The following is a 25,057-nucleotide window of genomic DNA, read 5'->3' as shown; positions in this document are numbered from 1 at the left end:
TGCGACAGTGTTGGCCGTGCCTTCCTATCTGCTGCGAGTCCAGCTGGTCGACCGACCGGGCAGCCTCGGCTCCCTGGCTGTGGCGCTCGGCTCGGTGGGCGCCGACATCCTGTCGCTCGACGTGGTCGAGCGACTCTCCGGCCTGGCCATCGACGACCTCGTCGTCGACCTGCCGCCCGGCGCGATGCCCGACACGCTGATCACCGCGGCAGAAGCGCTCAACGGCGTTCGCGTGGACAGCATCCGGCCGCACACCGGGCTGCTGGAGGCGCACCGCGAATTGGAGCTGATCGATCGCGTCGCGGCGGGACGGGACCGGCGCGGCAAGTTGCAGATCCTCGCCGACGAGGCGCCGCGAGTGCTGCGCGTCGGCTGGTGCACGGTGGTGCGGTTGCACGACCACGGCTTCGAGCGGATCGTCGGCAGTCCGAGCTCTCCCGAGACGGTCGCCGAGGAGGCGCCGTGGCTGCCGCTCGAGCACCCGGCAGCGCTGGACGGCACCGCCGACTGGGTGCCGCAGGTATGGCGTGACATGGACACCACTCTGGCCGCTGCGCCGCTGGGCGACCCGAACTGCGCGGTGCTGCTCGGCCGGCCCGGCGGTCCGGATTTCCGGCCGTCGGAGGTGGCCCGGCTGGGCTATCTGGCCGGCATCGTCGCGACGATCCTGCGCTAGGCCGTCACTCGCTGTTGTCGCCGGACGCGTTGGCGTCGTCGAGCAGCACCCTTAGCTTGTCGAGCGGGTCGCCGCTGCCTGGCTCGAGTTTGTTGGCGGCCGGCGACTGTCCGTCGACAAGCGGTAAGCGGTCCGGCGAGACGCCGTTGAGCACGCTCGGCCCCTGCGGGTCGGGTGCAGAGTCGCTCGGGCCGACCACCGGCCCGTTCGATCCCGGTGCGGGCGCTGGGGGCGGCGCGGCCGGCGGCGATGTCGGCGGCGACGTGGGTGCACTCGGTGGTTCGGGAATCGGCGCAGACGTGGGAGTCAGCGAGGTAGCTGGCGGCTGCGGCGGAAGCGCTTGCGGCGGCTGAGGCGGCGCGGCGGGCGGTGGTGGCGGCGTCGTCAAAGCGGCGATCTTGCGGTCCAGTCGGTCCGGGGTATCGGTCAGCAGGGCCCGACGTTCGCTGTTGGGATCGGTGCTGTCGCGAAAGCAGCCCGCAGGAGCGTCGGCAACCACCGCCCGGGCCTGTTCGTACCAAGGCTCGGCTGCTTTCGTATCGCGGTCCCCGACGGCTCTGTCCCCCAACGTTTCTCGCACCAACACCAGGTTGATACGGATCGGGCACGACTGCTGCCCGGCCACGCGGGTCAGCGCCCGGGCGAACGCCTTCTCCGCGTCGGTCAACCGGCCCTCGAGAAGCTTGAGGTCCCCGTCGGCGAAGCCGGCTTTGGCGGGTTCGATGATCGCGAAGGTCTGCAACATCGAGACGTCCGAGCGCAAGGCGTCGAGGTTGTGCTGCGCGAAATCGTCTCGCGCAGAACTGCTTTTGATCACCAGGGTGATCATCACACCCGTTGCGGCGAGCATCACCACCACCAGGGGTGCGGAGTACAGGAAGAGACGCCGACGCAGCCTGCGCCGCGACGGCCCCGACTGCAACCACAGCCCGATGCGGGACAGCGGCGACCCGTCGGCTCTGCGCAGTATCATCGCGTCACTTTCGCCGAGAGGGTGTGACTCAACCGGTTGCGGCGGAATTCGCGCACAGTGGCAACGACCTCGACGAGAAGCAACGCGCATGCCAGCAGGGTGAATACCCAGTACAGCTCGGTGCGTTCGATGACGCGGATGCGCTCGGATATCTGAGCTGCGGCATCGCCGGCGGGCGGCGGCAACGACGGAACCACCATCGCGATGTTGTTCTGAGGCGACCTGTGGAAGTACGGCACGCCGAGGTGAGTGGCGACGGTCTTGAGCCGCGTCTCGTCGATCGCCGACACCACCGGTTGCCGCGTCTGTTCGTCGACGGCGTAGAGCGCTCCATTCGCGCCGATGCCCACCGGGATGAGGCCGCCCGCCTCCGTTCCGTATCCGAGCACCGCGCCACCCGCGATTGCACCGTCGGGCGGAGTGAACGCGGTCTGGCTCGCGTCCGAGCCGCCGGCACCTTCGCCGAAGTAGAACACCACATTGTGCGAACCCGGATAGAGCTTGTGGGCCAGCTCCAGCTGACTGGAGAGCTCTTGCGCGGCGGCGCCCGAATTGACCCGGTGGACGGCGTCGCGCGGAACGACGATGTAGGGCGAGAGGCCTTTGAGCATAGACCGCAGGCTCCAAAGATCGTCGGAGAGCGGCCATTCCAGCGCAGCCTTGGCCGAGAACCCGATCACCGCGAACCGCGCACGCGGGAACTCGTCAGCCAGCGCGAGCGCATCGGCCCGGATCGCGGACATCCTCGATTGTTCGGGCGCGTAGTCCTCGACCCGCGAATCGACCGACCGGTCGATCACCAAGAACACGTTGACGTCCGGATCGGCGACGGCGTTCTGTCGCGTCTGCGGGCCCCGTTCGCCAGGTTCCAGACCGGGGCGGAACGCCGCGAAGAACACCAGCAGAAGCGCCAAAGTCAGCCCGCTCCAGCGCAATACGACGCGCCGGTACCCGCCGCGTCCGGTGCGCACCAGCACCCGGTACAGGGCGACCATCCGGATCACCAGCACCAGACCGGTCAGCGCGAAAAGCAGCTCCGGGCGCGCAATGGGAAGAAACGTCATCGGCGCAACACCGCCAATGAGGTCGCCAGTAGCGCCCCGCACACCACCGTGATCAGCAGCACCGTGTTCGGCGCGTCCCAGCTGCGCGCAGAGATCGTCTTGCCGCCGGGAGTGACCGCTTCCGGCGGGTGACTGCGGATCTCGTCGAGATGTCCTGCCAGCGGCGACCCGTTCGCCGTTCCCTCACTACCCTGCGTGCCAACAGGGTTGTACGAGAAGAACTTTCCGCCGGTACCCGCAGTGATGCCCTTCAGGGTGTCGTCGGCGCCTGACGGCAGGTTCGGGGCGTCGGCGCGAGCGATCGCGTTGACCTGGACGCCTTGTCTGGCGGCCATCTCGGACACCTGCTCGGCGGTGTACAGCGACGGCCTGCGCTCGTCGGGGCCGTGGAACGCGCTGTATCCGAGGTAGACGATCGAGCGGCGGTGAGTGCCCTTGTCCTCGGGCCGTGGGAAGCCCGTGATGCACAGCGCCAGAACGTCTTCGACGCTACGGGCGTAGTCCACGTAGGTCACTGTTCTGGAGAATCGCGTGATGCCGGCATCGAGCGCCTGCACGTCGGCATCCGACATCGGCCGGTGGGCCTGGTAATCAGCTTGCAGCGCAGGTAGTTTCGCGAACTCGTCGAGCCGGCGGGACACGAAGTCGTGGTCGCGGGTAAGCGGCACCACCCGCAGTGTCGGCGACGTCACGCCCAGCCGTTGGTCGGTGAATCCCTTTGCGGCACGGGCGAAGTACTGCAGAAAATCAGCCGTCGCCGGGTCGGTGACGGGTTGGCCGACACACAGCATGATGTCCTCCGGGAAGAGGGCGTCGAATTCACGCACGGTCGCCGAATAGCCCTGTGGCCGCGACGCCGCCAGCAACGCGGCCGCAAACAACGTGACCAGCAGCACGCCGGTGATCAGTACCGACAGGAAGTACGTGCGATACACGCGGCGGTATGCCGGCAGCCGGGTCAGGCGTTCGACGTTGGCCAACGGCCGCAGCCACCGCTGCGCCTTGGTCATCGGGCTCATGGCAGCCGCCACAATGCATCCGGCAAGGACGACTACGCCGACGGCCAGCAGCGGCCACCACCTCAGGTCCACGCGGTGATCACCTGCTCGGCCGAGCGCCCGACCGCGTCGACGTCGACAGCCGCGTCGGCGACAAACTGGCCGTCCACCAGAACCGCCATCACCGGCGCAGCGGGCGCCAGCGGCCCGGCGCTGATCTCGTCGAGCGTCAGATACTGAGCCCGAACACCCGTTGCGACGGATAGAAAGCTGCGCAGCGTGCGGCTGATTGCCGCGCAGGCTTCCCGCGTGGGAATGTGCCCGGCGCGGTGATCGGCGCGGATGCGCCCGATGGCCGAGACGAACTTGCGGCGCAGCACCCGGCCGTGGATGGCACGCAAGACGGGAAGCCGCCGCAGCGTAACCGGCGGCAGTGTCCAGACATAGATCACCGACCACCACAGCAGCACTGCGGCGACCACCAACCCTGCCGCGACAAACCACCACGGGGAGTACGGCAGCGGAGCGCCGATGTAGCGCAGTAGATCGCGGTCAGTCGGCACGGCGGTTCCCCGCAGTCAGTGCGACGACGCCGCTGCGGATGCTGCCGCTGCCGGTGATCCTGGCGTGGCGGATGCGATGCCCGGTCAGGAAATCGTCCAGTGCGGCGGTCCGTGCTTGTTCGGCGGCATGGTAGGCGTGCACCACGCGCGGACCCAGCGTGGCGCCGTTGAGTACGTATCGGCCGCTGGCCACGTCGTATCCGTCGTGATCTTCCGCGGGGGTGCCGACCGCCGGCATGTCGGCGATCAGTGCCCAATAGACGTCGTGGCGACTGACGAGGTCGGACACAACCCCCGCCAGCCGATCGGAGATCTCCGGTTCGTCCGACACCACAACCAGCACCAGTCGCTTACGAAAGTTGTTGCGCACGTAGGTCAATTGCTGGATGACGTCGCTGCCGGCCGACGGCGATGCGGCCAGGCCGACGAATCGCGCCAGCATGCTTTCCACGTGGGTTTCGCCGCGCCGGTTCGGAATTCGCGCCGAGCCGCGGGTGTCGCCGACCACCATGCCGATCTCGTCGTGCCGGCTGATCCCGATCAGCCCGATAGCGCCCATCACGTTGACGGCGACATCGCGCTTGACCTCACCGCTGGGCGCGAGTGCCGACATGTTGTGCCCGGCGTCCGCCACCAGCACGATCTTGTGGTGGCGTTCGGTGACGAACCGCTTGACCAGCACACAGCGCGATCGCGCCGACGCCTTCCAGTCGATGTCACGCACGTCGTCGCCGGCGACGTAGGGGCGCAGCTCGTCGAACTCGAGGGTGCGGGTGTGCAGCAGCGCGTAGTGTCCGCCCTCCAGCAGGCCTTTGGTGTCCGTGCCGAAGTGGGTTCGAGCGCGGTTGAGCAGCTTGGTCATTCGGGCTAGGGCACCCGCACGGCGCGCAGGACGTTGTCGACGATCACGTCCGGGGTGACACCCTCGGCTCCGGCCTCGAACCCGAGGATCAGCCGGTGCCGCAACACGCGGTGCGCGACTTTTTTGATGTCGTCGGGCACGACGTGGTTGCGGCCGGACAGTAGCGCGACCGCACGCGACGCCTTCGCGAACGCGATCGTGGCGCGCGGGCTGGCGCCGTACTCGATGAGCCTGGCCAGTTGCGGGCTCAGGTAGCGCGACGGGTTACGGGTGACGTCGACGAGCTGCGTAACGTAATGCACCAGAACGGGATCCATGTGGATGTTGCGGACTAATTGCTGCAGCTGGCGCACTTGGTCCAGATTGATCACCGGCGCGGCGGAGCCGTCGCCGTCGTAAACCCCCGCGTCGATGCGGAACACCACTTCGGCTTCCTCCTGGGGCGACGGATAGGCCAGCAGGTGCTTGAGCAAGAACCGGTCCGACTGCGCCTCGGAGAGTGGATAGGTGCCTTCCTGGTCGACAGGGTTCTGAGTGGCGACGACGAGGAATGGTTCGGGAATCTTGTGCACCTCACCGGCGATGGTGGTTTGGCGCTCCTCCATGGCTTCCAGCATCGCGCTCTGGGTCTTCGCGCTTGACCGATTGATCTCGTCGAGCAGCACGATGTTGGCGTGCACCGGACCCAGTTGTGTGGCGAACGAATTGGTGGCCGCGTCGTAGACCTGAGTGCCCAGGATGTCGCTGGGCAACAGGTCCGGTGTGCACTGGATGCGACGGAAGGTGCCGTGAATCGCGTTCGCCATAACCCGTGCCGCGGTGGTTTTGGCCAGCCCGGGCACGCCTTCCACCAGGACGTGGCCGCCGGTCAGCAGGCCGATCAGCAGTGACTCCTGCAATCCGGACTGCCCGACCACCTTTGTCGAAAAGGCTTGCGACACTGCGCCGATGATGCGGTACGCGAACTCCATCTCGTCACGGTTGGGCTGGACGCGCGTTGCGGTCATGGACACCTTTCAGGCTGGTGTGAAGGCGAGCGGGTTTTTGGTGAGGTCGACGGTTCCGTTGATGAAATCCTTCGATTCGAGCTCAGTGGGCCCGTTGCGGCCGTTGGCGGCGAGGATGGCCCGCGTCGATCCCATCACTTGCGCCTGCATCGTGTACTCGTTGAGGAAGATGTTGAGCTTGTCCAGGCCTTCGGCCGACTTGTAGCTCACGGAGCGGGGATCCACACCGGCCGGGTAGGTGTAGTTTTCGCAACCTGCGGCCGGGGTGGCCGAGAAGCAGCTGCGCAGCCACCCTTCGACAGAAGCGGCAATGGCCTTGCGGCCCTGTCCATTCAACGTCACCTTTGCGTTCAGCCCGGTCCCGGCGTCGCCGCCGCTCAGCGCTTCCAGGAACACCGGTTCGGCCTTGATGTCGATGTACGCATTCGACGACTTGATGTCCAGCGCACCCGGAAACACGTACACGTTGTCGGCGCCGTTGGTGGGAACGCCGAAGATCGTGACGGTCTTTAACGCTGCATTCTCGACACTGGGAGGGCTGATGGTCAACTTGATCGCAGCGGTGTCGAGCTTCCACTCGTCGCGAAACTGCTTGACCCACAGCTCAGTTCGTGAATCAGTACCGCCGAAGCTCGCGGAGACTTCGACTTTGGAGCTGCCGAGTTCGTTCTTGTTGTCGTCGCCGGTGACGACGATGCCGGTGATCGGCGCCTTCTCGATCTGCTTCTTGAGGATCTCGTCGGTGAGGAACTGCTTCGACCCGGGGGTGGATCGGCCCAAAGCCAGTGCCGCGTCGGCGTCCCCGCGGGCGAGGGCGTCCATGTATGCCTGCACGGCGTCTTTGGCAGATCCGCCGCCCGACTTGCTGTTGCCCCCGCTAATCAACACGATTGCGGCCACCACGACCGCGACGACGAGCACCACCGCCGCGGTGAACAGCGTGACGCCCAGTGCCCTGCGTTTGCGTGGAGGCGGCGGCGTTGGGCCGCCCATCCATGGTTGCGGGGGCTGACCGAACGGCGGCATCGGCGCACCCGGCGGCATCGGCGCACCCGGCGGGAGCTGCGCACCCGGCGGCATCGGCGGTTGAGTGGAGCCCCACCCTTGAGGCGGTACGCCGGTGGGCACAGGCCCCGGGTGTGGTGGCGGGCCGGCCGGCGTGGCGCCACCGACCGGATTCGGCCCGCCGTATCGGCCGGGAGAACCGTCGCCTGGCTGCCCGCCCCACGGCGGTCCTGGATAGGTCACGAATGTCACTCCGTTGCGCTCAGTGCGTTCTCATCTTCACAGTGGGGGGATTCTGGCTGAGGTCGGCGTCGCCGTAGACAGGGGCATCGACGGTGGTCGTCACTTTCTCGCCCGATCGGGTTTGCGCGGTCAAGCCGAACTGCACGTTGCCAGAGAAGCTGACTGTCATCTCCTTGGCGTCGAAGTAGCCCACCGAGATCGGGCTGCTGTCGGGCTCGCTCCACTGCGCGGTGCCGTCGGCCAATCGCGGATCAAAGACCTCTTGCGGACAACCCTGCGGCTCAAGGGATTTCGACCTCGCACACGCTGCCAGAGCGTTCTTGACGGCTTGCAGTGTCGCGGTGCGGCCGGCATCGCTGATGTCGAACTTGAAGTTCGTCAGGGCGGTGTCGAGGATCCCGGTCATCGAGTTCAGCAGAAGCGACGGCCCGCTGACGGTCATGTTGGGATTGGTGGTGCCGAAATCCACCCAGCCGGGGAACACGTACGCCACGCCGGATTTGGTCACCGGCTGACCGAAGATCGTGAGCGTCTTCAACGCGGCGCGGTCGAGCGACACAAGCGGCTGGTTGAGGTCGATCTTGACGGCCACTTGCCGCAGCTTCCACCTTCCGTCCTTGCGGTCCAGCCACAACGTCTCGTCGGAGACGGTGTCGCCGAAACTCGCGGCCACGTGCACCATGCCGATCGGGGTGTCGCTGCCCTGCGTCGAGTCGCTGAGAATTCTGATGTTGGTGATCGGCGCCTTTTGGAGCTGCTTCTTGAGGATGTCGTCGGTGAGGAACTGCCTGGAGCCCGGTTGATCGGCGCCGTAGGACAGGGCCTTGTCCGCGTCGCCGCGCGCCAGTGCCTGCAGGTAGCCGGTCACCACGTCGGCGGCTGAGCCGGCCGCCTCTGGCGATTCCGGCGAGGACCGCAGCGCAAAGATCACCGCCCCGACGACGGCAGCGATCACGACGACCACCACGAGTGCGATGATCAGTGGCTTCTTCGGCGACCGCGGTGGCTGGTACTGCGGGTACATCGGCGGCTGAGCCGGCGCAGCGGGCCACCCCGGCGTGGGCGGGCCGAACTGTCCGGGCGCGCCCTGCCCGGGCGGTCCTGGCACGAACTGGGGTGGCGGCTGCCACTGCGGAACGGGTTCGGCGGCCTGGTCGGAGCGCGTTGGGGGCCCGACCGGATTGGGCCCTCCGTAGCTTCCGTGTGGCTGCGACGGTGGAACGGGACCGCTCAGGTCAACCTCCTCATTCGGCAATGCGCGCCGAGCCCGCGCAGCCGCGCCGCTCCACACCCTCGCCACCAGCGAAACATGCGACGCGGATGATTCTATGGGGCACCTGAGCGCCGGCGCTCACCAACTTGGCTGACGGCCTTGCCGGCTAGGCCGACGGTGGTCCGTGCCGCAGCAGCTCGCGGAAGCCCTCCTCGTCGAGGATCGGCACACCCAGCTCGACGGCCTTGTCGTACTTGGAGCCAGGTGAATCGCCGGCCACCACGAAATCGGTCTTCTTCGACACCGACCCGGAGGCTTTTCCACCGCGGGCGATGATCGCCTCTTTGGCCTCGTCGCGCGAAAACCCGGTCAGCGAGCCCGTCACCACGATGGTCAGGCCCTGCAGCGTCGGCTCCACCCCCGCTTCGCGCTCGTCGGCCATCCGCACGCCTGCCGCGCGCCACTTCTCGACGATCTCTCGATGCCAGTCGACGGTGAACCATTCCGTCAGTGCCGCCGCGATCGTGGGGCCAACGCCTTCGACCTCCGACAGCTCCTCTTCGGAGGCGGCCATGATCGCGTCGAGACTGCCGAACGCGACGGCAAGTGCGCGCGCGGCCGTGGGGCCGACGTGGCGGATCGACAGCGCCACCAGCACCCGCCACAGTGGACGGTTTTTGGCCTGCTGCAAGTTCTCCAGCAGCCGGGCGCCGTTCGCCGACAGCCGGCCGTCTTTGGTCCTGAACAGGTCCGTGCGCAGCAGATCGTCTTCGGTGAGCGTGAAGAGGTCACCCTCGTCGGTGATCACGCCGGCCTTGAGCAGTGCGATCGCCGCCTCGTAGCCGAGGCCCTCGATGTCGAGCGCGCCACGGCTCGCGACGTGAAACACCCGCTCTCGCAACTGAGCTGGGCAGGATCGCGCGTTGGGACAGCGGATGTCCGCGTCGCCTTCCTTGGCCGGCGCCAGCGCAGTGCCGCATTCCGGGCAGTGGGTGGGCATGACGAACTCGCGTTCACTGCCGTCACGCAGGTCGACGACGGGGCCCAGCACCTCGGGGATCACGTCGCCGGCCTTGCGGATCATCACGGTGTCACCGATCAGCACGCCCTTGCGCTTGACCTCCGACGCGTTGTGCAGCGTGGCGAGCCCGACGGTGGAGCCGGCGATGCGCACCGGTGTCATGTACGCGAACGGCGTGACCCGGCCGGTGCGTCCCACGTTGACCCGGATGTCGAGCAGCTTGGTCTGCGCCTCCTCGGGCGGGTACTTGTAGGCCACCGCCCACCGCGGCGCGCGGGAGGTGGCGCCGAGCCGGCGTTGCAGCGCGACGTCGTCGACTTTGACCACCACGCCGTCGATTTCGTGCTCGACGGTGTGGCGGTGTTCGCCCCAGTAGGTGATCCGCTCCTGAACGGCGTCCAGTCCGCGCACGCGGCTGGTGTGGGCGGAGACCGGCAGCCCCCAGGCTTTCAGCGCGGTGTAGGCGTCATGCAGACTCTGCGGACTGAAACCTTCGGTGTAGCCGAGTCCGTGGCAGACCATGCGCAGTTTGCGTTTGGCGGTGACCGCCGGGTTCTTCTGCCGCAGCGAGCCCGCCGCACTGTTGCGCGGGTTGGCGAACGGCGCCTTGCCCTCCTCGACCAGTGCGGCGTTGAGGTTCTCGAAGTCCGCGATCCGGAAGAAGACCTCCCCGCGCACCTCCAGCACCCGTGGTATCGGGAATTCACTTGAGCTACTAAGCCTTTCGGGCACATCGTCGATGGTTCTGGCGTTGAGAGTGACGTCCTCGCCGACGCGTCCGTCGCCGCGGGTGGCCGCCCGTTCGAGGCGGCCGTCGCGATAGACCAGCGCCAGCGCGACGCCGTCGACTTTCAGTTCGCACAGGTAGTAGGGGTCACGGCCGATTTCCGTTTCCACCCGGTTGGCCCACGCGATGAGCTCGTCGGTGTTGAAGACGTCGTCCAAAGACAGCATCCGCTCGAGGTGCTGCGCCTCGGTGAAGTCGGTGGCGAAGCCAGCACCCCCGACGAGCTGGGTGGGTGAGTCGGGAACCCGAAGCTCCGGGTAGCGCTCTTCGAGGGCGACGAGCTCGTTGAACAGCGCGTCGAACTCCGCATCCGAAATGATCGGCGCGTCCTTCACGTAGTAGCGGAACTGGTGTTCACGGACTTGGTCGGCCAGGTCTTGCCACCGCCGCCGCACGTCGGGGTCGACGGGATCGACCTCCGGTGTTGCCTCTTGCGCCACTCTCGCAGGCTATCGGAGCACTCCGACAACCCGCCCGGGCGCCGATACGCTGTTAGCCGTGCCGCATCCGGTGATGTTCCGCGACGACGACTTCGGCCTGCGCGAACTGCGCGGCATCGCGCTGAGCTTTCCGGGCGCGTTCGAGAAGGTCTCGTGGGGCCGGCCGGTGTTCTGTGCTCCGAAGATCTTCGTGATCTACGGCGGCAACGCGAAAGGACCTGACGGCATGGTCGCATTTCCGTACTCGATGCTGGTCAAGGTCGACGAGGCGGACCGGCCCGCCCTCGAGCAGGACAGCCGCTTCTTCTACCCGGCGTACATGGGTCCCCACGGCTGGCTGGGGATGGATTTCTCGGCCGGCAGCGTCGACTGGGGCGAAGTACGCGAACTCGTCGACGCGTCCTACCGGCTGGTGGCGCCGCGCAAGCTGGTCAAGGAACTCGACAACCGCTAGATCGCCTCCGGATCGTCGGCAAGCACGTCAGCGACTTTCCGCGCCAATTCCGTTGCCGTGCGGGCCCATTCGGTGTCCGCGCCGGCCAGGCCGCACTCCGGCGTCACGCCGATGCGCTGCGCAAGGATCTGCCGCGGAAATCCCAGCCGGTCGGTGATCGTCGCCGCTGCTTCGGCCAGTTGCTCAGCCGAGGGCCTGCGCTGCGGCGTGACCGACGGCACCAGGCCCAGCAGCACCGTGCGTCCGCTGTCGACGAATTCGGCGAGGCCGTCGGCGTGGCCCTGATCCAAGCGGGACCAGTCGACACTCAGCGCGGCAATCCTGCTGCGCTGCAACACTTGCCACGGCAGACCGGTGGCACAGCAATGCACCGCGACGTCGCCGCCGACCGCGGCGGCACACGCGTCGAGCAGATCCACCGCCTCCGTCTGCTCCACCGGCGCCACCGGCGTCAACGCCGTGACTCCGGCCAGCGTGCCGGCCACCGCCGCCGGCAGCGACGGCTCGTCGAGTTGCACGACCACCGGGCAGTCGAGACGTCTGCCCACCTCCCTGCGATGCGCCGCAAGGCCCTCCGCCAGCGACGCCGTCACGTCCCGCAGCGCACCGCGGTCCGTGATCACCCGGTGTCCGCTGGGCAGTTCCAGCTGTGCGGCCAGCGTCAGCGGGCCGGGCGCCTGCACCTTGACCGTGCGGTCGCCGCCGCGCAGACCGGCCCGTTCCCACGCTTCTTCGAACGCGTCGATGTCCTCGTTGAGCAAGCTGCGCGCACGCCGACTGACGGCACCGGGCCGGGCCGCCACCCGGTATCCGCGGGGCGTGGTGTCGATTGCGATGTCGACCAGCAGCGCGCCAGCCCGTCCGATCATGTCGGCGCCGACGCCGCGCGCCGGCAACTCCACCAGATGCGGCAACGAATGCAGCTCGCCGACCACCACTTCGGCGGCCTGCCGCGCGGACGTGCCCGGCCAGGAGCCCACACCCGTGGCGGCGGCGAAAACGCTCATTGCCCAACACTATTGGATGGCGCTGGGATAGTCTGACCGCATCATGGCCCGACGCAGCCGCACGCTGCTCAGCTGCCTGGCCGCGGTGACGCTCGCCAGCGGCTGCACCAACGTGGTCGGCGGTATGGCATCCATGCCACCGACCGAAGGTCCCTATCTCGACGGCATGGACGTCGACGACCTATTGCTCACCACGTCCGAGCTGCGCGACATCACCGGCGCCGGCATTGACCTCAACGGCATCCCGGGCATGGACTCCAGATACACCGTCGACGACGAACTGCTCGTCCAATCCGCCCCGGAGCCTTGCCATTTCGTGTTCCTCGAAAGCCACGTCTTCGGACCGGACGTCAAGCAGTTCCACAAGACCAGCTTTCAGACGCCGCCCAAGTCGGCACTGCTCTCGGAAGCGGCCGCCGCGTACGCCGATACCGGCGCCGCCCGGCGGGCGTTCGACAACGTCACCGGTCAGGTGCAGGCATGCGGCGACACCCCGTCCGGGTACGCCTTCGTCTACCAATGGACCACCGACGACCAGACCTTGCAGGCCGAAAGCCTCGGCGACTGCGGGCGCATCTACCGGCTGGAGTCCACGGTGCTCATCGAAGTCACCTACTGCGGCTATAGCCACGTGGTGCCCAACCTCGTCGCCGCACGCATCGCGGCGCGGGTGGGCGCTAGGTGATCGTCGCGCTGCCGATGACTTCGTCGCCGTCCGGGTCGCGACGGTAGAGCACCATGGTCTGACCCGGCGCCACCCCCCGCAGCGGCGTGCGCAACCGCGCCTCGAGCCGGTCGCCCACCAGCTCGGCCACCGCGTCCACCACGCCGCCGTGGGCGCGCACCTGCACCTGGCACTCGACCGGCCCCGCCGGAGCCGAACCCGACGTGAACACCGGCCGCTCACCACGCACGTGCCAGACGTCCAGATCGGCGGCCTCGCCGACTGTGACAGTCGCGGTGCGGGCGTCGATCGCGGTGACGTAACGCGGCCTGCCGTCGGGCCCGGGTCCGGCGATGCCCAAGCCTTTGCGCTGGCCGATCGTGAACCCGTGTACGCCCTGATGGTGGGCGAGCACCGTCCCGGTTCGGTCGACGACCGCGCCGCGGCGCACACCGATACGCGACCCGAGGAACGCACGCGTGTCACCTGACGGGATGAAGCAGATGTCGTGGCTGTCCGGCTTGTCGGCGACCGCCAGCCCCCTCGCGGCGGCCTCGGCGCGGATCTGGGGCTTCGGGGTGTCACCGACCGGAAACAGCGCATGGCGCAACTGTTCTGCGGTGAGCACGGCCAGCACATACGACTGGTCCTTGTCCGCGTCGACGGCCCGCCGCAACCGCCCTGCCGACAGCCGCGCGTAGTGGCCCGTGGCCACCGCGTCGAACCCCAGCGCCAACGCCCGTGCGGCCAGCGCGGAGAACTTGATCTTCTCGTTGCAGCGCACACACGGGTTGGGCGTCTCACCGCGTGCGTAGGCCGACACGAAGTCGTCGATCACGTCCTGCTTGAAACGATCCGCGAAATCCCAGACGTAGAACGGGATTCCGAGCTTGTCGGCGACACGGCGGGCATCGCCGGCATCTTCTTTCGAGCAGCAGCCCCGCGAGCCGGTGCGCAATGTTCCCGGCGCCGACGACAACGCGAGATGCACTCCGACCACGTCGTGGCCGGCGTCCACCATCCGCGCGGCGGCCACCGACGAATCCACACCGCCGCTCATCGCGGCGAGCACTCTCATTTCGCCCCCGCGCTGGCCAATGCCGCCTGCCGGGCCCGCGCCACCGCGCCCGGCAATACGTCGAGCACCGCGTCGACGTCGTCGGCAACGCTGGTGCGGCCCAGCGAAAGCCGGATCGAGCCCCGCGCCGATGCGGTGTCGGCGCCCATCGCCAACAGGACGTGGGACGGCTGTGGGACACCTGCGGTGCACGCGGATCCCGTGGAACACTCGATCCCGTTGGCGTCCAACAACATCAGCAGCGCATCGCCTTCGCACCCGTCGAACGTGAAGTGCGCGTTGCCCGGCAGCCGGTGCTGACGAGAGCCGTTGAGCCGCACGCCGTCGATCGCCGCCAGCACCCCGTCGATGAGGCGGTCACGCAGCCCCGTGAGCTTCTCGCAGTGAGCCTGCAAGCTGTCGACCGCAAGCCTGGCCGCAACGGCCATTCCGACCGTGCCCGCGACATCTGGTGTGCCCGAACGCACATCGCGTTCCTGGCCGCCGCCGTGCAGCAGCGGCACGCATGGAATGTCGCGGCGCAGCACCAACGCGCCGACGCCGGTAGGGCCACCGAACTTGTGCGCGGCAATACTCATTGCCGACAACCCGCTCCCGGTGAACGATACCGGGAGCTGGCCGATCGCCTGAACCGCGTCGCTGTGCATCGGCACCTCGAATTCGGCTGCGATCGAGGCCAATTCGTGGATCGGCAGGATCGTGCCGACCTCGTTGTTGGCCCACATCACCGAGACCAGCGCTACGTCGTCGTGCGACTGCAAGATCTCGCGCAGCGCCGACGGCGACACCGAACCGTCGGACTCTGTCGGCAACCACGTCACCTCCGCGCCCTCGTGCGCGGCCAGCCACTCGACCGCGTCGAGCACGGCATGGTGCTCGACGGCGCTGACGACGATCCGGCGGCGGCGCGGATCAGCGTCGCGCCGCGCCCAGTAGATTCCCTTGACGCCGAGGTTGTCGCTTTCGGTGCCGCCCGCTGTGAAGACGACCTCCGATGGTCGGGCGCCGAGCTTTTCGGCGAGCAGCTCCCGCGACTCCTCCACCGTGCGGCGGGCGGCCCGACCTGCGGAGTGCAGCGACGAAGCGTTGCCGACGGTCCCCATCACAGCCGTCATCGCCTCGATGGCATCGGGATGCATCGGGGTGGTGGCGGCGTGGTCCAGATACACAGGGGCAGACCTCATGGCCCGTCCAGCTTAGCCGTCGCCGGTGATTACCCGACTGGGCCGCTCAGGCCGCCAGTGCCTGCTCGTGGCGCGAGGTTGCCGTGCCGCGCACCGCCCGTTGGCAGCGCCGGGCGAGGTCACCGCGGTCGTCGCGCGGCAATTGCAGCGCACCGACATACACGTGTGCGACGGTCCTGGGAGCCGACAGCACGCGGCGCAAGGACCGGCCGAGAGTGTCGTCGCCGACGAACGCGGGGATCGTCGACGGGCGGCCATCACGGTGCTGGTAGCGCAGCCGCAGCGGCTGCACGGGCCGGCCCGCGTCGATCGCGGCCTGGAACATCGCCGGCCGAAAGCGTCCGTTGGCCAGCCCACACCAGGTGGTGCCCTCTGGGAATGCGACCACCGTCCGGCCCGACCGCAGCCGCGCCGCCACGGTGCCCACGACGGCGGGCAGTCCGCGCAGCTGCGCACGGTCGATCGGGATGACGTTCATCACACGCGCGACGGCGCGCAGTGCCGGCCAGCGAGTGAGTTCGGCTTTCGCGACGAAGTGACCCCGCATGAGCGCCGAAATCACCAACACGTCCAGCCACGAGACATGGGGGCTGACCACCAGCACGCCGGCGACATTGCGGATCGGTCCGCCCGTGGCGGTGACATGCACACCCATGCAGCGCAACATGACCCGGCAATACAAGCGCACAGGCGCAGACCAGATCAACAGCGCCGGAACCAGTGGCAGCAGCAGCGACACGAACACGCACCGGTACGTCGCACGCCACGCTCGCAGTGCGCGGCCGCCCCGCTGCTCTACACAGCGCTCGTCGCACGTGGCGCGCGGCAGCCAGGCGTGTGTCATCGGGCCGCGGTGGCGGTGGCCGCGGCGACCGATCGCAGCCGTTTCAGATACCGCGTGTCGGCCTGGCGTTTGTCCAGCAGCGCCATGAAGTCCGCGACACCGAAGTCCGGGTCGTAGGCGAACACCTCGTAGCGCAGCTGCTGCGCGTCTTCGACGAGGCGGGGGTCGGTGGCCAGCAGGACAGATTCGGTGCTCACGGGTGCACCGTCTCTGAGCTGCCTCTCCGGACGGCATCGTGCGGGTGACGTGTCCGTGCACACCCAGTGACGACTTCGGCGCGCTTTCCAACGCTGAGCGTGGGAAAGCGCGCCGAAACCGCTTGAAATCAGCCTTTGCGGGCTTTGACCGCTTCGGTCAGCTGCGGCGCGACCTTGAACAGGTCACCCACCACGCCGTAATCGGAGATCTCGAAAATCGGCGCCTCTTCGTCCTTGTTCACCGCGACGATCGTCTTGGACGTCTGCATGCCGGCGCGGTGCTGGATGGCCCCGGAGATGCCGAGCGCGATGTACAGCTGCGGCGACACGGTCTTGCCGGTCTGGCCCACCTGGAACTGGCCCGGGTAGTAGCCGGAGTCCACCGCGGCGCGCGATGCGCCCACCGCCGCGCCGAGCGCGTCGGCCAATTCCTCGACCACGTGGAAGTTCTCGGCGCTGCCGACGCCGCGGCCACCGGCAACCACAATGCTGGCTTCGGTGAGTTCCGGACGGTCGCCGGCCACGGCCGGCTCGCGCGACGTGATCTTCGTCGCGTTCTCCGGCGGCTGCGGCACCTCGACGTTGACCACCTCGCCCGCGCCCTCGCTGGGCTCGGCGTCGATGGCGCCCGGCCGCACGGTCATCACCGCGACGTCGCCTTCGACCTGCGCTTCGACGGTGAACGCACCACCGAAGATCGAGTGCACACCCTTGTTGCCGGGCTGCACGTCGACGACGTCCACCAACACGCCGCTGCCGATGCGCGCCGCCAGGCGGCCCGCGATCTCCTTGCCGTCGGCGCTGGCGGCCAGCAGCACGGCCGACGGGCTAACCGACTCCACAAGGGAGGCAAGCACATCGAGCTGCGGCAGCAACAGGTAGTCGTCGACGAAGTCCGCCTCCGCGACGTAGATCTTCTGTGCCCCAGCCGCTTTCAGCTCGCCGATCAACGGCTCTGCGGTGCCCGGCGTGCCGACGACAACTGCCGACGGCTCACCCAACTTCCTTGCGGCGGTAAGCAATTCGGAGCTCACCTTCTTGAGGGCACCCTCCGCGTGCTCGATGAGTACAAGTACTTCAGCCATGAATGATCGCTGCCTTCTCTCAGATGCTCTTAGGTGCTTCTAGATGATCTTCTGCGAAATCAGGTACTGGGCGATCTTGTTGCCGCCCTCGCCGTCGTCTTCGACCTTCTCGCCGGCGGTCTTGGGTGGCTTGGGCGCCGAGGACAACACCTTCGAGCCGGCGTTGGCCAGACCCACTTCGTCAGGCTCGACGCCGATCTCGGCCAGCGTCAGCGTGGTGACTTCCTTCTTCTTGGCGGCCATGATGCCCTTGAACGAGGCGTATCGCGGCTCGTTGATCTTCTCGGTGACGCTCACGACGGCCGGCAGCGACGCCTCGAGGGTGAACACCCCGTCGTCGGTTTCGCGCTCGGCGGTGACCTTGCCGTTCTCTACCGTCAGCTTCCGCACATGGGTCAGCTGCGGCAGGCCCAGGTACTCGGCGATGATCGCCGGTACTGCGCCCCCGACACCGTCAGTCGCCTCGTTGCCCGCGATCACCAGCTCAGTGCCCTCGATGGTGCCGAGCGCCTTGGCCAGCACCCAGCCGGTCTGCACCATGTCGGAGCCCTTGATCCCGTCGTCGAGCACGTGCACGGCCTTGTCAGCGCCCATCGACAGTGCCTTGCGGATGGCCTCGGTCGCACGCTCGGGGCCGGCGGTCAGCACGGTCACGGTGCTCTCCGTGCCGTTGGCGGCCTCTTTCTCCTTGATCAGCAGCGCTTCTTCGACGGCGCGCTCGTTGATCTCGTCCAGCACGGGATCGGCGGCGTCGCGATCGAGCGTGAAGTCGTCTTTGAGTTTGCGCTCCGACCAGGTGTCAGGGACCTGTTTGATCAGGACCACGATGTTCGTCATGGGTGTGGTTTGCCCTCCTCGAATAAGCCGGCGTAGGACCGGCCGCGCCCATAGTGCGGATATGTCCGATTCGACCGCACGCCGTGTTACTGGCGGGTAACTTTGCGTGGTTCGCCTGTACACCATATCGGGTCGTCGCAGGTCGCCTGACTGCGCGTGCCTGCTGCCTCTCCCGAACAACCTGATTAGCGTTAGCCTGCGATGCGATGAGCGCACACGACTCCTTGGCCCTGACCGGCGAGCGCACGGTGCCCGGCGTGGCCGAGGAGAACTACTGGTTCCGCCGCCACGAGGTGGTCTACCGGCGGCTCGTCGAGCACTGCCGCGGTCGTGACGTGCTCGAAGCCGGCTGCGGAGAAGGCTACGGCGCCGATCTGATCGCCGACGTGGCCGCAAGCGTGATCGGGCTCGACTACGACGAACTCACCGTCGCCCACGTGCGCGCCCGCTATCCCCGCGTCGACGTGCGTCACGGCAACTTGGCGGCGCTGCCGCTGCCGGACGCCTCGGTAGACGTGGTGGTCAACTTCCAAGTCATCGAACATCTCTGGGATCAGCCGCAATTCGTCGCCGAATGCTTCCGCGTGCTGCGCCCCGGTGGGCTGCTGATGATGTCGACGCCGAACAGAATCACCTTCTCCCCCGGCCGCGACACCCCGGTCAACCCGTTCCACACCCGAGAACTCAACGCCGCCGAACTGACCGCCCTTCTCGAGGCCGGCGGCTTCACGGTGAAGTCGATGAGCGGGGTGTTCCACGGAGCCCGGCTGGCGGCGCTGGACGCCAAACACGGCGGCTCGATCATCGATGCGCAGGTGCGACGCGCGCTGAGCGACGCGCCCTGGCCCACCGAGCTGCTGGCCGACGTGGCTTCGGTGAGCGTCGACGACTTCGAGCTGACGTCCGATCGCGATATCGACGACAGCCTGGATCTGGTGGCGATCGCGATGCGGCCATGACGGACCACACGCCCCACCCCAATGTCGCCGCCCAGGCGGCTCCGGGACTGTTCACGTTGGTGCTCCACACCCACCTGCCGTGGCTGGCGCACCACGGCCGCTGGCCCGTCGGCGAGGAGTGGCTGTACCAATCGTGGTCTGCGGCGTACTTGCCGCTGATGCGGGTGCTGCGGCGGCTGGCCGCTGAAAACCGCACTGGCCTACTGACTTTGGGCATCACACCGGTGGTGGCCGCCCAGCTCGACGATCCGTACTGTCTCGACGGCATGCACCACTGGCTGGCGAATTGGCAGCTTCGCGCGCTGGAGGCGACGACGATTCCGTCGTTGCGCGAGTTCGGAATCCGCGAGTATGCCGAGACCGAGGAGGCGCTCGACGATTTCGCGAACCTCTGGCGTCACGGTGCCAGCCCGCTGCTGCGGCAGCTGATCGACAGCGGCACCATCGAGTTGCTGGGCGGCCCACTGGCGCACCCGTTCCAGCCGCTGCTGCATCCACGACTTCGCGAGTTCGCGCTGCGGGAAGGCCTCGCCGACGCACAGCAGCGCTTCGCGCACACCGCGGCCGGCATCTGGGCTCCCGAATGCGCCTACGCCCCCGGTATGGAAATAGATTATGCCGCAGCAGGAGTCGGCCATTTCATGGTCGACGGCCCATCGTTGCACGGCGATACTGCGCTGGGCCGGCCGGTCGGCACGACTGACGTGGTGGCGTTCGGTCGCGACTTGCAGGTGAGCTATCGGGTGTGGTCGCCGAAATCGGGCTACCCGGGCCACGCGGCCTACCGCGACTTCCACACCTACGACCACCACACCGGGCTCAAGCCGGCTCGGGTGACCGGACGCAATGTGCCCGCCGATCAGAAGGCGCCGTATGACCCCGCGCGTGCCGAGCGGACGGTCGACGCACACGTGGCCGATTTCGTCGACGTCGTCCGGCGCCGCCTCGTCGCCGAGAGCGAACGGCTCGGCCGCCCCGCGCACGTCATCGCCGCGTTCGACACCGAGTTGTTCGGGCACTGGTGGTACGAGGGCCCGATGTGGCTCGAGCGGGTGCTGCGGGCACTGCCCGCAGCCGGTGTGCGGATCGGCACGCTGCGCGACGCCGCGAGCGCCGGGTTCGTCGGCTCCCCCGTCGAATTGCCGCCCAGCTCTTGGGGTTCCGGCAAGGACTGGCAGGTGTGGGCGGGCGAACAGGTGGCCGATCTGGTGCAGCTCAACGCAGAGGTGGTCGACACCGCGCTGACGACCGTCGACAAGGCGTTGGAGCAGACCGACGCGCCGCACGCCCGCGACTTCGTCGCCGACCAGATCTTGCGCGAGACGCTGTTGACGGTGTCCAGTGACTGGCCGTTCATGGTCAGCAAGGATTCGGCCGCCGACTACGCCCGCTATCGCGCCCATCTTCACGCCCACGCAACCCGGGAGATCGCAGGGGCGTTGGCATCTGGGCGCCGCGACGCGGCGCAGCGGCTCGCAGACGGCTGGAACCGCGCCGACGGCCTGTTCGGCGCGCTCGACGCGCGCAGGCTCCCGCGGTGACTTCCGCGCCCCGCGAGCGTGCGTGTCTGCTCCGCGACACGCCGCACCGGGCGTGCCACAGCGCACCCTCGCGGCCGACGAAGGTGCGCAAGTGAAAGTCTTGATGCTGTCGTGGGAGTACCCGCCGGTGGTGATCGGCGGCCTCGGTCGCCATGTCCACCACCTAGCGACGTCGTTGGCGGCGACCGGTCATGAGGTCGTGGTGTTGAGCCGCCGGCCTTTTGACACCGACCCGGCCACCCACCCCACCACCGACGAAGTACATGACGGCGTGCGCGTCATAGCCGCCGCACAAGACCCGCACGAGTTCCAGTTCGGCACCGACATGATGGCCTGGGTGTTGGCGATGGGCCACGCGATGGTGCGGGCCGGCCTCGCGGCGCGCTTCACTCCCGACGTTGTCCACGCGCACGACTGGCTGGTGGCGCACCCGGCGGTTGCCCTCTCCGAGTTCTTCGACATCCCATTGGTTTCCACCCTGCACGCCACTGAGGCCGGCCGGCATTCGGGATGGCTCAACGGGCGGGTCAGTCGTCAGGTGCACGCATTGGAGTACTGGCTGGCTCATGAGTCCGACGAGCTGATCACCTGTTCGGCGTCGATGCGTGACGAGATCACCACACTGTTCAGCCCCGGCTTGCCGGTTGTGAACGTCATCCGAAACGGAATTCACTCAAGCACTTGGCCTTTCGCGCCGCGGAAGCCGCGCAGCGGACCGGCGCGACTGCTGTTCGTCGGCCGGCTGGAATACGAGAAAGGCGTCCACGATCTCATCGCCGCCTTGCCACGGATCCGGCGGACCCATCCGGGCACCACGCTGAGGATCGCAGGCGAAGGCACACAACAGGATTGGCTCGCCGAACAGGCCCGTCGCCATCGAGTGCAGAAGGCCACGGTATTCCTCGGACATCTCGACCACAGTCAATTGCTCCAAGAACTGCACGACGCCGACGCCGTCGTGTTGCCCAGCCACTACGAACCGTTCGGCATCGTCGCGCTCGAGGCAGCCGCCGCCGGCGCGCCGCTGGTGACGTCGAACGTGGGCGGCCTCGGTGAGGCAGTGATCGACGGACACACTGGAATATCGTTCGCCCCAAGGGATGTCGCGGGATTGGCGACGGCGGTGCGTCGCGTGCTCGACGATCCGGTTGCTGCGCAGCACCGAGCAGACGCCGCACGGCGACGGCTCACATCCGACTTCTCCTGGAGCACAGTCGCCGACGAGACCGCACAGGTCTACATGGCCGCCAAACGCCGTGAGCGCCAACCGCTGGCGCGGCCAGTCATCGCCGAACGGGCATTGCCCGACCGCTAGATCAGCGCCGGACGATTCGATCGGCGTCGAATCGTTTCGCCCATACCGTGCGGGTATGGGCACCAACAGGATTACGTACAGCTCGATTGTCACGTTGATCGCGGCATACCTCGGACTGTTCGTCGGCCTGATCGACGCGAATGCGGTGAACCTGGCGCTGCCTGCGATTCGGGCGGACCTGGGCGGGGGGATCTCCGGAGCGCAGTGGACGATCGACACCTACAACGTGGCGTTCGCGGCCGTGCTCTTGACGTCGGGATCGGTCGGCGATCGCTTCGGCAGGCGCGCGGTGCTGCGCGTGGGTCTGCTGGTCTTCATGGCCGCGTCGCTGGGTTGCGCATTGACGCCTTCCCTGCCATTGCTGCTTGCCGCGAGGGCGGTTCAGGGCCTGGGCGCCGGACTCATGCTGCCGCAAGGGTTGGCCATCGCAGCCCACGCGTTCCCTGATGCGGCGGACCGCGCCCGGGCGACGGCAGCATGGGCGATGGCGGCAGCCAGCAGCACAGCGTTGGGCCCGGTGCTGGGCGGCGTACTCACCGATACGCTGGGTTGGCGGTACATCTTCTGGCTCAACGCTCCCGTCGGCGTTCTGGCGCTGCTGATGACATACCGCCATTTGTCCGAATCGCGCGATCCCGATGCCGGCCGAATCGACCTGCCGGGGCAGGTGTTTGCGATCTCGAGTCTGGCCACGCTGACGCTCGTGCTGGTCGAGGGCCGGACGATGGCGCCGGCATGGGCGGCGGCGCTGGCGCTGCTTGCTGTGGTGTGCGGCGGGGCGTTCGTCTGGACTCAGCACGGAGTCCACAGTCCGATGCTGCCTATGCGTTTGTTGCGCAGCCGTCCGCTGATCGCGGCGTTGGCCGCGACGGCAGCTATGACATTCGGCACCTACGGCATGCTGATGGTCAATAGCTTTGCGTTTCAACAACAACGCGGCGAAACCGCGTTGGCGACGGCTGTCGAGTTCCTGCCGATGCCGCTCACGTATCTGGCGCTGGTTCCGCTGGTCAACGTCGTGGCGCACCGGACCGGTCGGCGGCTGCCGATGGTCGCCGGTCTGGGTCTGATGGCTTCGGGCATGTTCTTGTATGCGATCGCCGGACCGAACGGCCGATTGGGAATGCTGGAAGTGGGTTTCGTCTTGACGGGCGCAGGGCTGGCGTTGAACACCGCACCCGCCGTCGCGCTGGCTATGGCGTCAATGCCGGTCACCCGCGCCGGTCTTGCGTCCGGAGTGGTCAATCTGGCCCGGCTGATCGGCATCACGGTCGGTGTTGCCGCGCTGGGTACGGTGATGGCACTCGGCGGGGTGGGCGCCGCCCTCGCGATGGGCGGAGTGGTCGAACTGGCGGCGGCGGTCGTCGTGCTGGGGTGGGTCACCCGCGGGGCAACCCCCGCGCCCGACAGCAAGGAGACGTGCCATGCGTGACGCAGCCGACCTGCCGTCGGTCGGCGACGCCGACATCGCCGCGGTGGCATCGCTATTCGCCGATTCCGCGCGTTGCGCTGTGCTGCTGGCGCTGGACGACGGGCGCGCGCTGCCCGCCAGCGTCTTGGCTGAGGAGGCGGGAATCAGCAGATCCACTGCCAGTAGCCATCTGACGAAGCTGACCGAGGCGGGTCTGCTGCGGGTCGAAACACACGGCCGGCACCGCTACTACCGGCTGGCCGGTCCGCATGTTGGCGAGCTACTGGAGCACCTCGTCCGGCTGGCGCCTCCTCGGCCGGTCCGGTCGTTGCGGGAAGGCACCAATGCGGCCCGATTGCGATCGGCAAGAACGTGTTACGACCATCTGGCGGGACGCCTCGGCGTCGAGGTGATGGCCAGCTTGCTGAGGCAGCAGGTGCTGATCGGCGGCGACGGCCGATTCGACGCCGACCGAGACAACCATGACGCGCTCAGTAGCCCTGGCCGTGACGTCAGCTATGAGCTGACGGACACGGGACGCACCATTCTCGCTGGGCTGGGAGTCGAAATACCGGTGAGCAGAAGGCCGTTGATCCGCTACTGCGTGGACTGGACCGAGCAGCGCCACCACTTGTCCGGCGCCTTGGGCCGTGCGGTCCTCGATCGGTTCGTAGCCGCCGGCTGGGTGAAGCGGATGCCGCGCGGCCGGGCGGTCAAAGTCACACCGGACGGTCGCACGGCGCTCGCCGATTGGTTCGGCATCGACTGGGCGGACTAAGGCGCCGAGGCTCCCTGCGCCGAACGTGAACGCACCGCGGAATTTCGGCCGATTTTTCGCACTGGACTCACGCTCGGCGAGTAGCTCTTCCGCCCAGCTGCCCTAGCGGGCCGCCTTCTTGCGTTCGATGTCGGCCAGTGCGGCGGCCATTTGGGCCCGCTCTGCAGCCGAGGTCTCCCATGCCAGCTTGCGGTTCTTCACCACCTTGGCGGGGGCTCCTACCGCGATCGAGTAGTCGGGGACGTGGCCCTTGACGACGGCATGTGCGCCCAGCACGCAGCCGCGGCCGACGATCGTGCCCCGCAGCACCGTCACCTTCGCCGCGATCCACGTGTCCGGCCCGATTCGCACCGGGCTCTTGACGATGCCTTGATCCTTGATGGGCATGTTGACGTCGTCCATCCGGTGGTCGAAGTCGCAGACGTAGCACCAGTCAGCCATCAGCACCGAATCCCCCAACTCGATGTCGAGGTAGGTGTTGATCACGTTGTCGCGGCCGAGCACCACCTTGTCCCCGAACCGCAGCGAGCCTTCGTGAGCGCGGATGGTGTTCTTGTCGCCGATGTGCACCCAGCGGCCGATCTCCAGCTGGGCCAGTTCCGGCGTCGCGTGGATTTCGACGTCCTTGCCGAGGAACACCATGCCGCGGGTGATGATGTGCGGGTTGGTCAGCTTGAACTTCAGCAGTCGCCAGTACCTGACCAGGTACCACGGTGTGTACGCGCGGTTCCTCAGAACCCACTTCAGCGAGTCCGTCGTCAAGAACTTGGCCTGGCGCGGGTCGCGCAGCCGCGACCCCCGCCAGCGCTTGTGCAACGGTGCTCCCCACATCGTCGTCATGGCCGCAAAGC

The 25,057-nt window shown here is 67.7% G+C and carries 24 protein-coding genes and 1 pseudogene; 8 read left to right on the top strand and 17 right to left on the bottom strand.

What is annotated here, in order from left to right:
- Nucleotides 1–16 precede the first annotated feature (16 nt).
- Nucleotides 17–676, top strand: coding sequence for an ACT domain-containing protein (locus tag AC5Y39_RS05550; protein WP_500016259.1), 660 nt, complete (start codon nucleotides 17–19; stop codon nucleotides 674–676).
- Nucleotides 677–680: 4 nt separating this feature from the next.
- Here the strand turns inward: AC5Y39_RS05550 and AC5Y39_RS05545 are convergent, their stop codons facing one another.
- From AC5Y39_RS05545 to ligA, 9 genes are all read right to left on the bottom strand, one after another.
- Nucleotides 681–1,649 carry a hypothetical protein gene (locus AC5Y39_RS05545; RefSeq protein ID WP_500016258.1) on the bottom strand — a complete coding sequence of 323 codons (969 nt, stop codon included), beginning with the start codon at nucleotides 1,647–1,649 and terminating at the stop codon, nucleotides 681–683.
- Nucleotides 1,646–2,713, bottom strand: a complete 1,068-nt coding sequence (locus tag AC5Y39_RS05540) for a vWA domain-containing protein (protein WP_500016257.1) — start codon at nucleotides 2,711–2,713, stop codon at nucleotides 1,646–1,648. The genes AC5Y39_RS05545 and AC5Y39_RS05540 overlap by 4 nt, the downstream gene beginning before the upstream one ends.
- On the bottom strand, nucleotides 2,710–3,804 hold the full coding sequence (locus tag AC5Y39_RS05535) for a vWA domain-containing protein (protein WP_500016256.1): 1,095 nt from the start codon (nucleotides 3,802–3,804) through the stop codon (nucleotides 2,710–2,712). The genes AC5Y39_RS05540 and AC5Y39_RS05535 overlap by 4 nt, the downstream gene beginning before the upstream one ends.
- Nucleotides 3,795–4,274: a hypothetical protein gene (locus AC5Y39_RS05530; protein ID WP_500016255.1), complete on the bottom strand. Its 480-nt coding sequence runs from the start codon at nucleotides 4,272–4,274 to the stop codon at nucleotides 3,795–3,797. Before AC5Y39_RS05530 ends, AC5Y39_RS05535 begins: the two co-directional genes overlap by 10 nt.
- Nucleotides 4,264–5,136: a DUF58 domain-containing protein gene (locus tag AC5Y39_RS05525; protein WP_500016254.1), complete on the bottom strand. Its 873-nt coding sequence runs from the start codon at nucleotides 5,134–5,136 to the stop codon at nucleotides 4,264–4,266. The genes AC5Y39_RS05530 and AC5Y39_RS05525 overlap by 11 nt, the downstream gene beginning before the upstream one ends.
- A gap of 5 nt (nucleotides 5,137–5,141) precedes the next feature.
- A complete protein-coding gene (locus AC5Y39_RS05520; protein ID WP_500016253.1) occupies nucleotides 5,142–6,143 on the bottom strand; it encodes an AAA family ATPase in 1,002 nt (333 codons plus the stop codon).
- A gap of 9 nt (nucleotides 6,144–6,152) precedes the next feature.
- A complete protein-coding gene (locus AC5Y39_RS05515) occupies nucleotides 6,153–7,391 on the bottom strand; it encodes a hypothetical protein (protein ID WP_500016252.1) in 1,239 nt (412 codons plus the stop codon).
- 19 nt (nucleotides 7,392–7,410) lie between these two features.
- The gene (locus tag AC5Y39_RS05510) at nucleotides 7,411–8,499 is read right to left on the bottom strand and encodes an Rv0361 family membrane protein (protein WP_500048188.1); all 1,089 of its coding nucleotides are present in this window, start codon (nucleotides 8,497–8,499) and stop codon (nucleotides 7,411–7,413) included.
- Between the two features lie 271 nt (nucleotides 8,500–8,770).
- Nucleotides 8,771–10,852 (bottom strand): NAD-dependent DNA ligase LigA, encoded by a 2,082-nt coding sequence (ligA, locus tag AC5Y39_RS05505; RefSeq protein WP_500016250.1) that lies wholly within the window; start codon nucleotides 10,850–10,852, stop codon nucleotides 8,771–8,773.
- 58 nt (nucleotides 10,853–10,910) lie between these two features.
- Between ligA and AC5Y39_RS05500 the strand changes: the two genes are divergently transcribed.
- Entirely contained in the window at nucleotides 10,911–11,306 is a 396-nt protein-coding gene (locus tag AC5Y39_RS05500) for an MmcQ/YjbR family DNA-binding protein (protein WP_500016249.1), read from the top strand.
- Here AC5Y39_RS05500 and AC5Y39_RS05495 read toward each other — a convergent pair.
- Nucleotides 11,303–12,313: a uroporphyrinogen decarboxylase/cobalamine-independent methonine synthase family protein gene (locus AC5Y39_RS05495; RefSeq protein ID WP_500016248.1), complete on the bottom strand. Its 1,011-nt coding sequence runs from the start codon at nucleotides 12,311–12,313 to the stop codon at nucleotides 11,303–11,305. The two genes, AC5Y39_RS05500 and AC5Y39_RS05495, sit on opposite strands and share 4 nt — an antisense overlap.
- Nucleotides 12,314–12,356: 43 nt before the next feature.
- On the opposite strand from AC5Y39_RS05495, the gene AC5Y39_RS05490 reads away from it, so the two are divergent.
- Entirely contained in the window at nucleotides 12,357–12,998 is a 642-nt protein-coding gene (locus AC5Y39_RS05490; RefSeq protein WP_500016247.1) for a sensor domain-containing protein, read from the top strand.
- On the opposite strand, the gene mnmA is transcribed toward AC5Y39_RS05490, so the two are convergent.
- From mnmA to AC5Y39_RS05460, 6 genes and pseudogenes are all read right to left on the bottom strand, one after another.
- Nucleotides 12,991–14,055, bottom strand: coding sequence for a tRNA 2-thiouridine(34) synthase MnmA (gene mnmA / locus AC5Y39_RS05485; protein ID WP_500016246.1), 1,065 nt, complete (start codon nucleotides 14,053–14,055; stop codon nucleotides 12,991–12,993). The genes AC5Y39_RS05490 and mnmA overlap by 8 nt on opposite strands.
- Entirely contained in the window at nucleotides 14,052–15,239 is a 1,188-nt protein-coding gene (locus tag AC5Y39_RS05480) for a cysteine desulfurase family protein (RefSeq protein ID WP_500016245.1), read from the bottom strand. Before AC5Y39_RS05480 ends, mnmA begins: the two co-directional genes overlap by 4 nt.
- Nucleotides 15,240–15,285: 46 nt before the next feature.
- Nucleotides 15,286–16,083 carry a lysophospholipid acyltransferase family protein gene (locus tag AC5Y39_RS05475; protein ID WP_500016244.1) on the bottom strand — a complete coding sequence of 266 codons (798 nt, stop codon included), beginning with the start codon at nucleotides 16,081–16,083 and terminating at the stop codon, nucleotides 15,286–15,288.
- Nucleotides 16,080–16,202 (bottom strand): annotated as a pseudogene (locus tag AC5Y39_RS05470) (phosphohistidine phosphatase); the annotation flags it as partial. The pseudogene AC5Y39_RS05470 and the gene AC5Y39_RS05475, both read right to left, overlap by 4 nt.
- 206 nt (nucleotides 16,203–16,408) lie before the next feature.
- Nucleotides 16,409–17,365 (bottom strand): electron transfer flavoprotein subunit alpha/FixB family protein, encoded by a 957-nt coding sequence (locus tag AC5Y39_RS05465; protein WP_500016243.1) that lies wholly within the window; start codon nucleotides 17,363–17,365, stop codon nucleotides 16,409–16,411.
- Nucleotides 17,366–17,404: 39 nt separating this feature from the next.
- Nucleotides 17,405–18,202: an electron transfer flavoprotein subunit beta/FixA family protein gene (locus tag AC5Y39_RS05460; RefSeq protein ID WP_500016242.1), complete on the bottom strand. Its 798-nt coding sequence runs from the start codon at nucleotides 18,200–18,202 to the stop codon at nucleotides 17,405–17,407.
- A gap of 206 nt (nucleotides 18,203–18,408) precedes the next feature.
- On the opposite strand from AC5Y39_RS05460, the gene AC5Y39_RS05455 reads away from it, so the two are divergent.
- The 5 genes from AC5Y39_RS05455 to AC5Y39_RS05435 all read left to right on the top strand — a co-directional run bounded on the left by AC5Y39_RS05455 (nucleotide 18,409) and on the right by AC5Y39_RS05435 (nucleotide 24,206).
- Nucleotides 18,409–19,161, top strand: a complete 753-nt coding sequence (locus tag AC5Y39_RS05455) for a class I SAM-dependent methyltransferase (protein ID WP_500016241.1) — start codon at nucleotides 18,409–18,411, stop codon at nucleotides 19,159–19,161.
- Nucleotides 19,158–20,702 carry a 1,4-alpha-glucan branching protein domain-containing protein gene (locus tag AC5Y39_RS05450; protein ID WP_500016240.1) on the top strand — a complete coding sequence of 515 codons (1,545 nt, stop codon included), beginning with the start codon at nucleotides 19,158–19,160 and terminating at the stop codon, nucleotides 20,700–20,702. The genes AC5Y39_RS05455 and AC5Y39_RS05450 overlap by 4 nt, the downstream gene beginning before the upstream one ends.
- A gap of 91 nt (nucleotides 20,703–20,793) precedes the next feature.
- Nucleotides 20,794–22,017, top strand: a complete 1,224-nt coding sequence (locus AC5Y39_RS05445; protein WP_500016239.1) for a glycosyltransferase family 4 protein — start codon at nucleotides 20,794–20,796, stop codon at nucleotides 22,015–22,017.
- A 55-nt stretch (nucleotides 22,018–22,072) separates the two neighbouring features.
- Nucleotides 22,073–23,449, top strand: a complete 1,377-nt coding sequence (locus AC5Y39_RS05440; RefSeq protein ID WP_500016238.1) for an MFS transporter — start codon at nucleotides 22,073–22,075, stop codon at nucleotides 23,447–23,449.
- Nucleotides 23,442–24,206, top strand: a complete 765-nt coding sequence (locus AC5Y39_RS05435; protein WP_500016237.1) for an ArsR/SmtB family transcription factor — start codon at nucleotides 23,442–23,444, stop codon at nucleotides 24,204–24,206. The genes AC5Y39_RS05440 and AC5Y39_RS05435 overlap by 8 nt, the downstream gene beginning before the upstream one ends.
- A gap of 102 nt (nucleotides 24,207–24,308) precedes the next feature.
- Here the strand turns inward: AC5Y39_RS05435 and AC5Y39_RS05430 are convergent, their stop codons facing one another.
- The gene (locus AC5Y39_RS05430; RefSeq protein ID WP_500016236.1) at nucleotides 24,309–25,046 is read right to left on the bottom strand and encodes an acyltransferase; all 738 of its coding nucleotides are present in this window, start codon (nucleotides 25,044–25,046) and stop codon (nucleotides 24,309–24,311) included.
- Nucleotides 25,047–25,057 lie beyond the last annotated feature (11 nt).

It is taken from the genome of Mycobacterium sp. NGS39, assembly GCF_059812765.1.
Note: the sequence above shows the minus strand (reverse complement) of the source record. Positions and strands in the feature narration are given on the sequence as shown.

Coding starts and splice junctions, on each gene's coding strand:
- AC5Y39_RS05545 (WP_500016258.1), bottom strand. CDS start 1,649: ATGATACTGCGCAGAGCCGACGGGTCGCCGCTGTCCCGCATCGGGCTG.
- AC5Y39_RS05540 (WP_500016257.1), bottom strand. CDS start 2,713: ATGACGTTTCTTCCCATTGCGCGCCCGGAGCTGCTTTTCGCGCTGACC.
- AC5Y39_RS05525 (WP_500016254.1), bottom strand. CDS start 5,136: ATGACCAAGCTGCTCAACCGCGCTCGAACCCACTTCGGCACGGACACC.
- AC5Y39_RS05520 (WP_500016253.1), bottom strand. CDS start 6,143: ATGACCGCAACGCGCGTCCAGCCCAACCGTGACGAGATGGAGTTCGCG.
- AC5Y39_RS05495 (WP_500016248.1), bottom strand. CDS start 12,313: ATGAGCGTTTTCGCCGCCGCCACGGGTGTGGGCTCCTGGCCGGGCACG.
- AC5Y39_RS05490 (WP_500016247.1), top strand. CDS start 12,357: ATGGCCCGACGCAGCCGCACGCTGCTCAGCTGCCTGGCCGCGGTGACG.
- mnmA (WP_500016246.1), bottom strand. CDS start 14,055: ATGAGAGTGCTCGCCGCGATGAGCGGCGGTGTGGATTCGTCGGTGGCC.
- AC5Y39_RS05480 (WP_500016245.1), bottom strand. CDS start 15,239: ATGAGGTCTGCCCCTGTGTATCTGGACCACGCCGCCACCACCCCGATG.
- AC5Y39_RS05475 (WP_500016244.1), bottom strand. CDS start 16,083: ATGACACACGCCTGGCTGCCGCGCGCCACGTGCGACGAGCGCTGTGTA.
- AC5Y39_RS05465 (WP_500016243.1), bottom strand. CDS start 17,365: ATGGCTGAAGTACTTGTACTCATCGAGCACGCGGAGGGTGCCCTCAAG.
- AC5Y39_RS05460 (WP_500016242.1), bottom strand. CDS start 18,202: ATGACGAACATCGTGGTCCTGATCAAACAGGTCCCTGACACCTGGTCG.
- AC5Y39_RS05455 (WP_500016241.1), top strand. CDS start 18,409: ATGAGCGCACACGACTCCTTGGCCCTGACCGGCGAGCGCACGGTGCCC.
- AC5Y39_RS05450 (WP_500016240.1), top strand. CDS start 19,158: ATGACGGACCACACGCCCCACCCCAATGTCGCCGCCCAGGCGGCTCCG.
- AC5Y39_RS05440 (WP_500016238.1), top strand. CDS start 22,073: ATGGGCACCAACAGGATTACGTACAGCTCGATTGTCACGTTGATCGCG.
- AC5Y39_RS05435 (WP_500016237.1), top strand. CDS start 23,442: ATGCGTGACGCAGCCGACCTGCCGTCGGTCGGCGACGCCGACATCGCC.
- AC5Y39_RS05430 (WP_500016236.1), bottom strand. CDS start 25,046: ATGACGACGATGTGGGGAGCACCGTTGCACAAGCGCTGGCGGGGGTCG.